Raw genomic sequence first — 14,393 nt, 5'->3', positions numbered from 1 at the left:
GGCTACCAGCACATATTTAGTAAATAAAGTTACTTCTTACTTAGATTTTATTTTTGCGATCGCTTGTTTTTTACTGGATCTGACAAAACCGCATTGCTCCCCAGCATAACTACCAACGCCACTGGTAATTCCACTGGTGGCAATATTACGATTGATACTAATAACCTAGTCGCCGTTCCCAAAGAAAATAGCGACATCAGTGCCAATGCTGAAAACAGCTTTGGTGGTCGAGTCATAATAAACGCTTCTGGTATCTTTGGTACTCAGTTTCGTTTAGAACCTACACCATCAAGTGATATCACAGCTAGTTCTGCCCGTGGTTCAGAATTCAATGGCGTAGTGCAACTCAACACACCTGATGTTAATCCTAGTCAAGGCTTAACTGCTCTGCCTACAAACATCATCGATACTTCACAGTTGATTGCCAATAGTTGCATTGCCCGAAGTAAACGACCGAAGGAAAATTCATCATCACCGGGAACGGCGGCTTGCCAGTAATGCCAGATGACTCCTCAATTGCACCCTATCAAACTTACCAAATACCGACTGTCACAAGCGCAAGTATCTCAACGCCACAAGAAAACGCTTTCGACTTCGACAACTCTGTTACTGGAAGTAAACCTCACAATTCTCCTAAATCTGCACCACTGATTGAAGCTCAAGGATGGATCTACGGCACTAATGGAGAGGTGATTCTCACTGCTTCTGCACCGACTGTTGCCGCTGGTGGTTCTTGGTCACAACTGCCTACTTGTTCGGGTGACTAAATAACGTTTTTTAACTTGGGAAATTGACTTTCCAAAATTGGAAAATTAATTTCCTGTCTTGACGATGTGTGTCTCTTCAAATTTCTCTATTGTAAAAGAGTACAAGCAATTCAATGAACAGCGAGCTAAGTAAAAGTTTGCTTAAAATCATAGCATTTTTCAACTTAGCAAGTAGCTAAATTTGTTTCGTTCAATCCGCTATGAATTTATGCAATTTAGTACTTAAAGTTATCGAGTCAACAAAAATCTCAAATTCAAATCTTACAAGGAGTTAAAAATGGGATTTTCTCAAAATTATCCTAACGTTTCTGAATGGGTGGTTAAAGATACTGGCTACCAAGCAGGAGAAATGGTTAAATACGAGGGAAATATTTTCAAAGCCAGTTACTGGGCGGGTGCTGCCCCTGGACAAGACCCTGGATGGGCAATTTATGATGAGATGTACGATCTCACTTCCACAGGAAATGGACAAGCCAAAATCATTGCTTATATTCCTACTTGGAGAAAAGCAGAGGGCTTTAACTATGGCAATGATGAGATGTATCGGTATATCACTCATGGCATTATTTCCTTTCTTCAGTTTAGTGAGAGCAGTATTGGTGAGTTTGACCAAGCTGCATTGGCTAATGTAAATGCGATCGTTGCAGAGGTTGTATCCGCAGGACATCGCAACGGGACTCGCATCTCAGTTGCCATAGGAGGAGCAGTAGATTATGGATTTCTCTACTTTATGGAAAGGATAGGCAATAATCCCTCCGATCCTTTGCTTACGCAAGTTGTACAAAATGTCGCCACTTTTGTGAGAGCCAACAATCTAGATGGGGTAGACCTGGATTTAGAGTGTTGGTGGGCTAAAGATGGTAGTGATAGCGGCGACCAAGGAGGCAGACCGAAAAGTGATGGGCCTCATCCTGCTGGACGGGGTTTGGCTGAATTTGCCAGACGGTTAAAAGAAGCCATGCCCAATAAAATCATTTCAGCTGCGGTATTTGCCACATCCTGGTATGGCAATAACTATGATTCTGCCTTGATCAAGTATGTGGATTGGGTCGGCATTATGAGCTATGACCTAACTGGTTCCTGGAATGACTCTCCCGTTGGGCCGCAAACAGCCGCCTATAAGATTCGCAATCAGGAAGACTATATAGCAGAGCAGCAGGGAGAGTGGCCAGGCCCACGACAACCTGGGGAGGAGTCAGATCCAATTTCAAACAATCCGATTTTTTCAGTGGAAGACTCTATTTGGTATTGGACAAATAAATTTTTTGTCAACTGGCAAGGGGCTGGACAAAATATTCCTAGAAATAAGATTGCCGGAGGAGTACCAATTTATGGTTATGACTTTGCCTATCCAAAAGAAGCAGATGACTTGAGTAGTCAGGTTCCTCCAGGCTATAAGTCAGTTCGGTATAGGGATATCCTAAGTCAATTTCCTGATGCTCATACGGCTGCAAATGCAAATATTAAGGTAGCGGGAAGTACATCCAGACCTCCATTCATTTCTGCTTCTGGAAATTACCCCTATGCTCACAACATTTACTTTGAAACGCCAATCACTGCTGTTAACAAATTGAACTTCTTAAAGGCTGTTGGAGCGCAAGGAGTGATTATTTGGGAACTTTCCAACGATGTTTGGGAGGAGGGAAAAAGTATTATTAAAGCTCTCTACAGAAATTCAGGTAATCCCGAAACCAAACCGCCGTTATCAGATAATTCTCTCCGTTATGACCAGTGTACGTATTTGGTTACACACAATGCTTTTACAAGTAGAGCCGATGGCTGGAATTATGCCCAACAAGATTTCAACGTTTCTCGACAGTTAAGTGAAGGTGTGCGGGGTCTAATGCTGGATGTATACCCTGGCAATGGTGGGGTGGTTCTTCGACACTCAGAAAATGACATTTTTCAATGGGGAATGAAGAATGGGTTGTCGGCTGATACTGTTGAGATACTCTCAAGGACGGCGTTCGACAGAAAGTTCAGTGAAACTCTCAAAGAAGTCAAAAACTTCCTGGACAATAATCCAACCCAAATCGTTACACTCATTCTTGAGAGCTACGTTAATAACGCAACGCTGATGACACAAGCCTTTGACGAAAGCGGCGTTTTCAACTATATTTTCTTTGAAAAACCTGGTGATCAGTGGCCAACTCTGAACTGGATGATTCAAAACAACAAGCGTTTAGTGGTCTTTTCTAGCAAGAGGAATGATGGCGTTTTCCATGTGTGGGATCACATGGTCGAGAATGTGTATGGTAATGAAAGCATGGAGTTGTCAACTTCTACTAAGAATCGTGTTGAGTCGGCATCACTTGATGACACGAGCAAATCACTGGCTATCATGAATTTCTTTCCAACTTTTCACCTGGGATTTATTCGTCCTGATTTATTTATTCGAGAGCCACTCCTGCTGGTTCTAGCTCCTGCTGGTGCTATAACGGTTGGCATCGCCCATGAGACATTCAATAACGAAAATGATGCAAATAGAATCAAGCAACACGTTGACGCCTATATAGCAGTGAGTAAACGCAAACCAAACTTTATAGCTGTTGATCTATATCACATGGGGATAAATGGTGGAGCTAAGAAAGTGGTAGATGACTTAAATAGACTTATCCCGGTGCTTGTACCCGCTATCCCTTAGTTGATTCAACCCTTCTTAGCTGATTTTCAAGCCCTCTCAGACTTTCCATTCTGAATGGCAAATCTACTTTGCGGTTACGTTCTTGCTGCCAAGCGGTTAACTCAGCAGAGAGTTTTTCAACACAAGGAATGCGTCGGTCTAAACATTGCTGTGCCAAAACACTCAATTCGATTTCCGCAACATTAAGCCAACTACCATTACCCGGAGTATGGTAAATCTCTAATCGTCGTGCTAAACGATGAGCTTCAGGTGCGGGAAATACCTCGTAGAGAGAAGCAATATTATGGGTGGCTAAGGTTAGCGCTGAGTAGTTTAATTTTTCCAGCCTGGGCATAATCTACATCTAAATAATTGGCGGATTTCTTCTGCCCAATCAATGCGAGTACGGTGGTCTCGATTGCTAACTCTTTGCCAGTCTATATGGGGATCAAAGAATATAAATAAAGCTTGGACTCCCTGATGAGTGTAGTGATAATCAACTTCTGCATCATGACCAGGTTCGGCAGGAATTGGCTCATAACGGATAAGCAAGAAAACCTGGCGTACCATTTTTTCCAGGCTGAGTAATAAGGTTACTGTTAGGGGCACCTAATTATTAGCATTTTATGCTTATGCCCGAAATTTAGACTTCTAAACTGGATTTTAAAGTCAAGTTCTACTGCTCAATTAAAGATTCAGCATAACAGGTACAGAAGCTGACTTTTCCCGTTAAGTCTCTTTTGCAAGCTGCCAACCCTCACATAGATCGTGTAATTTTAACCAACCTCGCCACAGTACTTGAATGCCAATTGGTGTTTTGCTTCGGTGTTCTAGGTAGCCGCCAAGACGAGCAACAGCTTCAACAGCCCAACTAACAGTTAGTACTTTGGGCAGTTTGGGAGATTTAGCTTTCAAAATTCTCAGTTCTAAAGGATTCAGAATTTCAATCGCAGGGGCGAAAGGCTGGGTGTCATTTGAATCATAATTTGGAAAAAATTTTGAACCATAAAGCGAGAAATAGTTAACGCAATTTCGGGCTTTCCCACCAATCACAACATCAAACTTTGAATCAAATCATGAGATAGAGTTGAAATTCTGAAGCATAATTAAAGAATGAGTTGAAAAAACACAAAGAGACAAAACTTGGACAAAAAATCTCAGAAAAAATTGCTCTAACTTAAACTTTCAATTCAAAATATGGTTCAAAATTCCAAGATATGCTTCACTTAAAACCATGACTCTGTAGTTTTTTCTTGCGTCCTGAAAGCCTGAAACAGCCTCCTGGCAAGGAGAAAAACCTTATGACAGATGATGAATTTGACCATTGGTGTAGGCAACAGCAACTAACGGTATCCTGCAAAGACTTAATCGCCGCAATTCGCGCTGCCCCACCTTCTCGCAGAGTACAAGGACGCGCCAAGAACGTCAGTGGAGTTTACCCTAGCCGCAAAATGGGTCAAACCATTCAATTTGAGAGCCACACAGTAGAACTATGGGCGATTTACCAAATGGAACACGACCCACAGGTGCTAGAGTTCTACGACCAACCACCCCCATTTAAAATTCAGTACCAAAACCAAAACGGGCGAAAAATAGGTCATTATCATACCCCAGACTTCTTCGTACTGCGTTCAAGTGGTGCAGTATGGGAAGAATGGAAAACCGAAACCGAATTAAAACGACTAGCCCAAAAATACCCTTCACGCTACCAAAAAACTGAAACTGGTCATTGGCATTGCCCACCAGGAGAAGCTTACGCCGCATCATTTGGACTCAAATACCATGTTCGCACCGATACCGAACTAAATCCCATATTCACTCAGAACCTAATGTTTTTAGAAGATTACTTTAGGTTCAGTGCCAATATCCCCCACTCCATTACAGAACAAATACTAGCAGCAGTTCAAGCCACCCCAGGAACAACCATAGCCGCTACACTTGCAAGCATACCTGGAGTGCGTGCTAACGATATTTACGCCATGATTGCCACAGAGCAAGTCTACGTAGACTTGTATGCAGTTCCCCTAGTGGAGCATTGGCGAGTTCAATTATGGGCAGACCAACAAACTCATACTGCTCATACACATTTAGCCATAGAGACAACTGGGCATAAACAAATCCTCTCACCCACAACACTTTTGCCCAATACCTTATTAGTCTGGGACGCACAACTTTGGACTTTAGTTAACTTGGGCGAGAAGACAACCACACTTTTACCCAAAGTTGGGCAACCAATGCAATTGCCCACAGCATTTTTTCTGCAATTATTTGATAGCGGCACTATCATCATTCATACTTCAGAAACACACACAACCATCAATGAAAAAGTGCGTGAATTGATGGATGCTGCCTCGCCTACGGATGGGAGCGATGCGATTTTGTTAGATCCCACTTTAATTCTCAGTTACAGAGCTATATTCTCAATAAAAACAGTTATTTGGCTGCGATCGCACCCTTAAATAGGTGATTTAGAACCTTAATTTTAAGCACCTCACAAAATCGCATTGCTCCCCCTACGGATCTACAAAGAGCCAATCACAGATTTCATCTAGTACAAGCATATTTCCAGCACCGCACAGACATATATAAGGACATACCTCAAAGCACCTTGTCTCGATGGGCCAAACAGTTTCGTGAAGCCGAAGCCACTTTTGGTTGCGGTTATGTTGGATTACTGCCGCGTACCGCTAGTAGAGGAAATCGCCAACCCAAAGCACCAACAGATGCAAGTAAATTATTAGATCAATTTATTACCGAACACTTCGAGACACCAAGACAAGCCCCAGCTGCTTCCGTTTATCGCGCCTATACAAGAGCCTGCTGTGCTGCCAACATTTCCCCATTGAGTCAGCGCACATTTTATACCCGCCCTAAAAAGCGTCCCATCCATGAGCAGACTTTAAAACGTCAAGGAGCAAAAGCTGCATACGCAACCGAACCGATTGTTTTAGAACTAGCTAAAACTACACCCAGGCATGGAGATAGACCCTTTGCCATCTGCCATCTTGACCACACCCAACTCGACATCGAGTTACGCTCTCAAGTAACTGGTCGGAACTTAGGACGACCTTGGCTGACATTACTGATTGATGCCTACTCCCGACGCATCTTAGTAGTTTATCTCACCTTTGACCCACCTTCTTACAGGTCTTGCATGATGGCACTAAGGTTGTGTGTCCAGCGTTTTGGTCGTTTTCCCCAATCCGTAGTTGTAGATGGCGGCAGGGAATTTCATAGCGTTTACTTTGATACCTTATTAGCACGTTACCACTGCATTAAAAAGACAAGACCCGGTGGTAAACCCCGTTTTGGCTCAGTAGTTGAGCGATTATTCGGCACAACAAATACTGAATTTATCTTTAACTTACTGGGCAACACCCAAGCCAGTAAACAACCGCGTCAATTGACCAAAGTTGTTAACCCCAAACAACTTGCCGTTTGGACATTAGCAGATTTATATACCTACCTGAATGAATGGGCATACACCATTTATGACACGAGTGTACATGATACCTTGGGTGAGACACCATTACAAGTTTATACCGACGCAATCGTTGCTACAGGGGAGAGAGAACACCGACGCATTGCATACAACGAAGACTTCCTCATGGCAACACGCCCTAGCACACCCAAAGGTAACGCTAAAGTCCAGCCGGGACAAGGAATTAAAGTCAATTATCTTTATTACTGGAATGATGCTTTCCGCAATCCGGTTGTCGAAAAAACCAAAGTCAGTGTGCGTTATGACCCTTTTGATATGGGTATAGCTTATGCGTACTTAGAGGGAAGATGGGTCAAATGTATCTCCCAGTATTACAGCACCTTTGCCGGACGCACGGAGAAAGAAGTGCTATTAGCTGCCCAAGAAATTAGACAGCAAGATAAGCGTAATGCTGTGAGTACAAATATCTCTGCCAAACGCCTTGCAGACTTCATTGCGGCAGTGCAAGAGCATGAAACTTTACTCATGCAACGGTTACGGGATTTGGAAGCGGTTGGGGTGCTAGAGAATGTAACACCCAATACCGAAGGTGTACCCCAGTTCCCAAGAGTCAGCACTCTTGAGCCAGAGATGGAAGCACACAGTCAAGATGACGAACAATTGCCAGCACTGCAAAACAACATTGAGGCTTCGGCTCCGCTCAGCCTCAACACCGAGCGAAGTCGAGGTGTTGAACTGTTGGATCTCACACAACTGCCGATACTGGGGGAATACCGTTAATGGACAATTTTTTAACTGGGAAGGGGAGCGACCAAATGCACCTCAAACTGGCTCAGTTTAAGGAGTATGCAGTTTTACATCCACAGTTAGCACGGGTAGATATGTTGTTGATGCGTGCGATTCGAGAACCAGCAGGATTTGCTCATGTGTTGGTTTATGGGCCAAGTGGTGTGGGTAAGACAACGATGATTCGCCAGATTGCTAAACGGTTAAATGAAAATGTAGCCGAACAGTTACCGGGTGTATCCAATTCATTGAGCTATCGTAACGGCTCTCAGCCCCCAATGCCATTATTGCTATTAGAAACACGACCACCGGACGGTGGGGTGTTTAATCGGGCAGATTATTACCGCACTGCGCTGAAACTTTTGGGAGAACCATTCTATGAGCGGCGGATGCTGATAGATATTGACGCGGAACAAACTTGGGAGAAGAAAGGACGTGGGCGGACTAAAACAGCCCAGTTCAATGATTCGCCTGAACTACGCCACGCATTAGAAGAGGCGATGACCAAACGTGGAGTGCGGGCGGTGATTTTGGATGAAGCACAGCACTTAATGAAGATTGGGACTGGTGCAAGTGCTGGTAAGCTTTTAGACCAGTTGGACTGGATTAAATCCATGACCAACGTTACGGGTGTGCTACACATTCTGATTGGGACTTACGAACTGCTCAATTTTCGTAATTTAAGTGGTCAAGCATCCCGGCGGGGGCTGGATATCCATTTTCCGCGTTATTTGTATCAGAATGAACTTGACCGCCAGGATTTTCAAGCCACATTATTGGCACTCCTGATACAAATACCGATGAATGTGGATGTTCCGCAACTAATGCAGCATTGGCAATACTATTATGAACGTTCCATTGGTTGTGTTGGGGTACTTAAGGACTGGCTTATACGGACTGTGGCGGCGGCATTGCATGATGGACACGATACTCTGAGTTTAGAACAATTCCATGAACATACGCTCTCTCTTGCCCAATGTGAACGCATGGCGCTGGATACTACTGAGGGTGAACAAAAACTTAGTTACATGGAAAGTCGTCGTGAACATTTGTGGCATTTGCTACAGATGGGAATGGGTTCTACATCTGTGCCAAAAACTGCGGTGGATTTATCAAAGGGCGCAGCAGATGTGGTTGCATCGCCCTCGAAATCTGACAAACCACCATCCCCAACAAAGCGGACTCGTAAAAAGCCCGTTAGTTCTGCGGCCGATGAAACGGCTTCCACAACACCAGATGAAATTCCTATCGAGCCAGCCCCCAAGAAAAAACAAACTCGCAAGAAGACAAAACCAGCTGATTCTTCAATTAGCGAGACACCACTAGAAACAAATATTACCGCCAGTCACACGGTAGAAAAGAAGACGATTGATGATGAAGCCGCAACTCAACAGGAAACGCCTAAAACGCCTAAAAAGTCTTCCCAACGTGTTGGGCAACGCAAACCTAAACGAGATACTGTAGGACTTCAGTGAACATCAAAAAATTCAGTAGTAAACAGTTTTTATCAAGGGTATCAGTTTTTCAATAAAGTTCGTATCAGTATTAAAGGAAATTATTAATTAATGAGTTTATCTACTTTACCTATAGAATTTGAATTAACAGCGTTTTATTAATGAATTAGAATTTAATGAATTTTCTAATTATTCTGTCATTATCGAAGACTTAAATACGCATAGTCAAAATGTCAAACAACCAGTCATTTGAGGGACTTCCAGAAAATAAACTATTCCATTCTCTGCTTCTGCTGGAAGGGATGGCATCTACCCAACCACCGCATAAGTCTTTCAGCGTTCATGTGACAAAAAGGTAATTATGTATTTAAACGAGAAGACGGGTCAATCCTGCACAATAATCGAACACACCACAGCAAACGCACCTTATTGCTTAGTTGAGTATGCCGATGGTGTGCGTAAAACTGAGCATTTCGCAAATTTGAAGAGAATCAGGGTTGAAGTTACAAAATAGGCATTATGCACAAATATAATGTAGGTGAAAAAGTAATTATAAGAGGTGCTCAAGAAGTCCCAATATTAGAAATTAAAGAATTAATAGCACCTTTAGATAACAGACCACTATACAAATGCGGACTTCCTGGATGGCAATTTCCAATTAACATTTTAACGACTTTAGCTGAAGATCAATTAGAACCTGCTCAAGAAAAATAACGCCATAACAAAAACAGAATTATGTTTGATCCAAAATTAAAGCGCGGTTACTTTTACTGTAGCGGTTGCGGGGTTAAAACTCTTCATGATTGGCATTCAGGTCTTACGAATCAGGAGGCTGAAACCTATCCCGCAAACGCGCCTATCCCAGAGGACATTTTCGGTTGCAATAGATGTCTTTCTGGTTTGAACAATGAAGAATGGGAAGCAGCCAATAATACAGATAGTTCCTACTGACGAGACAAAATGGAGAATTATGACTAATGGAAAAGCCGAATTATATAAAGATGGAATCATTGAAATAACAGAAGCCGAAGATGAGGACGAAGATTTATTTGAAGTTGCAGTGCATTTTGATGGCGATATTTTTCTTCCTAGTGTCATTTTCAAAGGCGCAGATCACGCATTGCAGCAAGCCAAAAAGCTCTACGATTGGCTAGAAGCTAACCCAAAGGAAATCAAGGGGGAGCAACTACGTTGGCGGTCGTACACAGTTAATCGTGAAATCCTAAAAGAGTACCCAGCTTGCTATTTACCTTACTGCTACTCAAAATACGAGCAGAGTTTAGAAGTTTTTGTTTTTGAGCGGGATAAAGAAGCGATCTCTTCTGGTTGGCTGAGTGCCGAGCCATTACCTTACTATGTTGATAAAGAAGACGGGCTAGTAGTTCTTGGAGATATTTCAGATGATGCTGTGTTAGCCGGATGGTTCAAATCTACTGATATACGCATTCACATTTACTCTTCTCTCTACCAATCAGATCACCAAAGTATGGATTTATACAATGAGAATTACTGAGATTTACGTTAGGAATAATTGTTTAGTATTTTGTACCGATGATGGATGTAAATCAATTTATCATTTATCAAATATTGTTGTAGATACAGGCTTATCTATAGATTCGCTCTCTCCCGAAAACCTACCAGAATCAAGAGTACAAACAATTATTGAAGCTGAAGGTGAACAAATAGCAATAATTGAAATCAAAGGCCCGTCTGGTAGATTAGAAAATGCGGAAAATTGCCTTGAGGCTAATTATAATGAAACTACTCACAGTTGCTCTTATTGCTTTTCCGGGCAAATAAATAATATTTTAAATCAACTTTTTAGTTAACTTTGTATGAGCAAAAGAGTAGAATTCGACGAATGGACTGAGGAAGATGGCTTTATGTACCTAGACACTTCCTCTCCTAGTGAGTACGAGCCTGAACCGATAATAGCGCTCTTAGGAGTAGATCCCAACTCCGAAGAAGCAAAAAAGGTTTTTGAAGACCAAGCAAAACGCTATCAAACGCCCAAGTGACAAAATGGAGATTTTGTATATAGCTAATAATCAATTATTAGACTTGCCAAGTTGATTACTCATCGGCTAACCACTATTTCCTAACTAGCTTGTGTTGCTGTCTGACGCAACGATAATCCCTCATCAAGTGCTGCAATTACTTGGTAGATGTGATTTTTCTACTTTGATGCTGGTTTCTGAAGCATAAAATGGTTAACTCTTTTTGAAGCATATCTTGAGCTAAAAGTTTATTTTATGATTCAAATCACACTGGGTGCGGTGTAAATAAGTTAACTGCAACAGTTCAACAGCAATTACACTCAAGAAACCAACTAAGGTTTTCATGCCCTCAGCAGCCAGCCTGTATCGTTCTACCTGGCAACCAGATTTGAAGATTTTGTGATATTCCTCCACCCGCCAACGGTAAGAATACCAACGTAAAATCATAGAAGCCATCTGGATATCTGCGACAACTTCTGTAGTCAACAGCATCCATTCGACAGGTATTTCACCTTCTGGACAATCAACTTCTGTGGCATAAACAGCATACACAAGTAGAGGGTCACGGTTATCAAAACGATAGGGGATGCGGAGATTCACAGGACAAAATCGTACAGATAGCTTAGCTTTCCGGGCAGAACGCTTGCTCGTCTTGGGTAATTCGATTTCCTGTTCCAGACTGACAGGTTGTGCTTCTAGCTTTGACCAAAGACGCTCACTATCAGAATCTAGGCTGCGGTTATGAGCGGCACGTACCAAAACTCCTGTGTGCTGAAGTTGACGAATTTTATCGAAAACTTCTGTGATATCACCTTCTCGGTCGAAAGTATGAACCACTCGTGTGTGCTTACTTACAAGGTTTTCTACAGTGGTAAGTGCTTCTATCCACCTGTAAGATTCTTTCTCTTCAAAGGGGCGTTTTCGGGCTTCTTTTCGAGCTGCTGCTTGCCGTTTTTTCTTCTGTGTCGGCGTTTCATCTTTCGGTGGTTTCTGTTTTAGTTCACGATTCCAAAGTTTTTGCCACAACAGACCTATGGATTGACTTGTCTCAGGCTCTATCGCTAAGGCACTGTGTAATATTAAACCATTACCTGCCTTGCCAATTGGGCCATAACCTTCTCTTTTAGCCTCAATACTGCCATAATCAAGAAAAGTTGTGTCTCCAACACACAGCACTACATCGTATTCTGTAACCGTTTCTGCCGTCATTTCACAGTGCGGTTCAATCAGCCTTGAAAATTCCACTTTTGGGTTCGCAAAAACTCATAAGCTCTCTTGAGTACTGTTCCACTACTGAAGATTTCCGACAGTGCTTTGCCAAATCCAAGACTGAGAGCATAGCCTATCGACATTGCACGCTCATTTAATCGGCGATCGCCTAACTCACAGGTCGCAAAATTTTTTTCCCACCAGTCCAGCATTGCTTGTCACCTTTAGCACCGAATTTTAATTACTGTACCGTATATGCTGCGCTGTTTCTTGAATCCTTTGCCAGTAAGCATTTCAAGACTTAACGGGAAAAGTCAGGTACAGAAGAGCCACAAGGGATAGGAGAGGGATATTTTTAGAAGGAAATTAGGTAATGTCAAGTGTCCGGTTATGGCGGCTATAAAAGGACACTCCCCATGACCTACTCAGATTTCTCTTTGAATCGATAAGCCTAACGTTATGGCAACTCTTAGAGACACTCCGTGATCGCTTACCGCTTTCATACAACGAGTTAATTGTTGCACTGTTGCATTGTGTATTTGTTGGATTAACCTATTGTTTACTAGCTGTATCATCACTTCTGCTGCTGACAAACAAGATTGTACTCTCTCTCAAGAGGTGCCAGCAGCAAAGCGTGCAAGGATGACAGATACGGTGGGAGCAAAATCCCCAACCCCTGCAACAGCCAATCCACAGAAGAGTCATGGGTGGTCACTTGATGCAATTGCCGTAACCTCACACATAACTGCTGCTTATATTGTAATTTTGTATGACAATGTAACTTAAAGCATAATGTGAGAGCTTGGGACATTGAGGCGATCGCCGACCCGACTTTATGGAGCGATTATTCCAGCTTGTAGTAAAAGCTGACGCTCCTCAACTTTGTCACGACGGTTTAACTGCAATAACCCAATCGTAACCCGACCTATGGGGCTTAAAGGCACGAATTCAGACCCACTTAGGCGAAAATGTTCATGCCAGATGTCTTGGCGAGGATGATACAAGGGTACGATTTTTCCGGTTTCTGGATCGACAGAGGCGAGATCACTTCCTTTGTGCTTATTGCACAGAGTACAGGATAGGGCTAAATTTTCCGCTTCAGTCCGTCCACTATGTTTTTCAGCAATGATGTGGTCAATCTCATGAGGCGCAAAGGTAGCGACATCAGGAATCAGACAATACTCACAACAAGCTTTTGCCCGTTCATAAACCTGTCTTCGGAGAGCTACAGGAATATAGGTTTTGCTCATTCTGTGTCCGCTTCTTTGATCTTCAAGAAGGCTCTAGCCTTAGCCATTCTGACAATATGCTCTAAATATTGATACCCTTGCCATTGCTGCTCTTCTGTTGCGGTTAAACCTACCGTCCGATTTTTTTCTACCAGAGTGTTAATTTGAGCTTGCAGGGATTCAGAGGGACGCAGGGCAATAATAGCTTCAGCAGTGGGTAGGCTTGCCAGAAATTCTACGACTTCTGCCATACCTGAAAATCCTGACTGAGCGATCGCATTGAGTTCTCGTAACCCCAACTCTAGGATTTGAGGCAGTTTGTCTGCAAAGGGTTGAAGCTGATTGACAACTTCATCAGGTAAGTCAAATGTAACTTGCATAGACGTTTGCTTTTACTACAAGGATACACTTTCTGGATTTTAGCTGACAGAATATTCCACAATTAAATCAATCGGATACCGCGTACCTTTGGTCGGCGTAGCCATCGCAATTGTCACCCATGATGCGACCGTAGCAGATCAGACAAAGCGGGTGATTCAGATGCAGGTGTAGAGGAATAAAAAAGTTCAACAATAAATAATAAAGTCCAACAATTTCTGTTAGGTGCTTTACCCTTACATTTACCGAAGCGATCGCTTTGGTAAATGTCAAGCCTGCGAGTGAGTTGTAATTAATCGTTTGGTTCTAAAAGCTTGCCCAGAGCTTCAACGGACTGCCGCCAGCCGCTTTCCATGCCACTAGCAACCATGCCGTCACGGTCTGACTGGCTCATTGCTGTGCTATGAGTACGAATCTCAGTTGTATGTTCGTCAATTGCGACAAACTCAGCTTTTTCCAGCATGACATGCCCACGTTCCGGCATCCCCAAGAATTCAAATGTCTGCAC

At 42.8% G+C, this 14,393-nt stretch carries 15 protein-coding genes and 3 pseudogenes; 11 read left to right on the top strand and 7 right to left on the bottom strand.

Annotation, left to right across the window (positions count from 1 at the left end):
- The first annotated feature begins 93 nt into the window (after positions 1 to 93).
- The 3 genes from H6G86_RS36045 to H6G86_RS36035 all read left to right on the top strand — a co-directional run bounded on the left by H6G86_RS36045 (position 94) and on the right by H6G86_RS36035 (position 3,411).
- On the top strand, positions 94 to 498 hold the full coding sequence (locus tag H6G86_RS36045) for an S-layer family protein (RefSeq protein ID WP_190938386.1): 405 nt from the start codon (positions 94 to 96) through the stop codon (positions 496 to 498).
- The gene (locus H6G86_RS36040; protein ID WP_190938385.1) at positions 498 to 767 is read left to right on the top strand and encodes a hypothetical protein; all 270 of its coding nucleotides are present in this window, start codon (positions 498 to 500) and stop codon (positions 765 to 767) included. Before H6G86_RS36045 ends, H6G86_RS36040 begins: the two co-directional genes overlap by 1 nt.
- A gap of 277 nt (positions 768 to 1,044) precedes the next feature.
- Positions 1,045 to 3,411, top strand: coding sequence for a glycosyl hydrolase family 18 protein (locus H6G86_RS36035; protein WP_190938384.1), 2,367 nt, complete (start codon positions 1,045 to 1,047; stop codon positions 3,409 to 3,411).
- A 70-nt stretch (positions 3,412 to 3,481) separates the two neighbouring features.
- On the opposite strand, the pseudogene H6G86_RS39265 reads toward H6G86_RS36035, so the two are convergent.
- Positions 3,482 to 3,930: pseudogene (locus tag H6G86_RS39265) on the bottom strand (transposase); the annotation flags it as partial.
- Between the two features lie 189 nt (positions 3,931 to 4,119).
- A pseudogene (locus tag H6G86_RS38445) lies at positions 4,120 to 4,359 on the bottom strand (IS4 family transposase); the annotation flags it as partial.
- 332 nt (positions 4,360 to 4,691) lie between these two features.
- Here H6G86_RS38445 and H6G86_RS36015 point away from each other — a divergent pair.
- From H6G86_RS36015 to H6G86_RS35985, 7 genes are all read left to right on the top strand, one after another.
- Positions 4,692 to 5,849, top strand: a complete 1,158-nt coding sequence (locus tag H6G86_RS36015) for a TnsA endonuclease N-terminal domain-containing protein (protein ID WP_242065149.1) — start codon at positions 4,692 to 4,694, stop codon at positions 5,847 to 5,849.
- Positions 5,850 to 5,998: 149 nt separating this feature from the next.
- A complete protein-coding gene (locus tag H6G86_RS36010; RefSeq protein WP_242065148.1) occupies positions 5,999 to 7,612 on the top strand; it encodes a TnsB C-terminal domain-containing protein in 1,614 nt (537 codons plus the stop codon).
- Positions 7,612 to 9,093 carry an ATP-binding protein gene (locus tag H6G86_RS36005; protein WP_190938380.1) on the top strand — a complete coding sequence of 494 codons (1,482 nt, stop codon included), beginning with the start codon at positions 7,612 to 7,614 and terminating at the stop codon, positions 9,091 to 9,093. The genes H6G86_RS36010 and H6G86_RS36005 overlap by 1 nt, the downstream gene beginning before the upstream one ends.
- A gap of 498 nt (positions 9,094 to 9,591) precedes the next feature.
- The gene (locus H6G86_RS36000; protein WP_190938379.1) at positions 9,592 to 9,786 is read left to right on the top strand and encodes a hypothetical protein; all 195 of its coding nucleotides are present in this window, start codon (positions 9,592 to 9,594) and stop codon (positions 9,784 to 9,786) included.
- 256 nt (positions 9,787 to 10,042) lie between these two features.
- Positions 10,043 to 10,585: a hypothetical protein gene (locus tag H6G86_RS35995; protein WP_190938378.1), complete on the top strand. Its 543-nt coding sequence runs from the start codon at positions 10,043 to 10,045 to the stop codon at positions 10,583 to 10,585.
- Positions 10,572 to 10,901 carry a hypothetical protein gene (locus tag H6G86_RS35990; RefSeq protein WP_190938377.1) on the top strand — a complete coding sequence of 110 codons (330 nt, stop codon included), beginning with the start codon at positions 10,572 to 10,574 and terminating at the stop codon, positions 10,899 to 10,901. Before H6G86_RS35995 ends, H6G86_RS35990 begins: the two co-directional genes overlap by 14 nt.
- 6 nt (positions 10,902 to 10,907) lie before the next feature.
- Entirely contained in the window at positions 10,908 to 11,090 is a 183-nt protein-coding gene (locus H6G86_RS35985) for a hypothetical protein (protein ID WP_190938376.1), read from the top strand.
- Between the two features lie 252 nt (positions 11,091 to 11,342).
- Here H6G86_RS35985 and H6G86_RS35980 read toward each other — a convergent pair.
- Positions 11,343 to 12,490 (bottom strand): annotated as a pseudogene (locus H6G86_RS35980) (IS4 family transposase); the annotation flags it as partial.
- Positions 12,491 to 12,833: 343 nt separating this feature from the next.
- Between H6G86_RS35980 and H6G86_RS35970 the strand changes: the two are divergent.
- Positions 12,834 to 13,064: a hypothetical protein gene (locus H6G86_RS35970; RefSeq protein ID WP_190938374.1), complete on the top strand. Its 231-nt coding sequence runs from the start codon at positions 12,834 to 12,836 to the stop codon at positions 13,062 to 13,064.
- A 47-nt stretch (positions 13,065 to 13,111) separates the two neighbouring features.
- On the opposite strand, the gene H6G86_RS35965 is transcribed toward H6G86_RS35970, so the two are convergent.
- The 4 genes from H6G86_RS35965 to H6G86_RS35950 form a co-directional block, all read right to left on the bottom strand.
- Positions 13,112 to 13,528 carry an HNH endonuclease gene (locus H6G86_RS35965; RefSeq protein WP_190938373.1) on the bottom strand — a complete coding sequence of 139 codons (417 nt, stop codon included), beginning with the start codon at positions 13,526 to 13,528 and terminating at the stop codon, positions 13,112 to 13,114.
- Positions 13,525 to 13,887, bottom strand: a complete 363-nt coding sequence (locus H6G86_RS35960) for a hypothetical protein (protein ID WP_190938372.1) — start codon at positions 13,885 to 13,887, stop codon at positions 13,525 to 13,527. The genes H6G86_RS35965 and H6G86_RS35960 overlap by 4 nt, the downstream gene beginning before the upstream one ends.
- Positions 13,888 to 13,954: 67 nt before the next feature.
- Positions 13,955 to 14,158, bottom strand: a complete 204-nt coding sequence (locus tag H6G86_RS35955; RefSeq protein ID WP_190938371.1) for a hypothetical protein — start codon at positions 14,156 to 14,158, stop codon at positions 13,955 to 13,957.
- A 19-nt stretch (positions 14,159 to 14,177) separates the two neighbouring features.
- A partial coding sequence (locus tag H6G86_RS35950; protein ID WP_524538524.1) for an SRPBCC family protein occupies positions 14,178 to 14,393 on the bottom strand: 216 nt, incomplete at its 5' end.

Source organism: Nostoc sp. FACHB-133 (genome assembly GCF_014698055.1).
Lineage (GTDB): Bacteria > Cyanobacteriota > Cyanobacteriia > Cyanobacteriales > Nostocaceae > Nostoc.
This window is presented reverse-complemented; position numbering and strand designations above follow the sequence as displayed.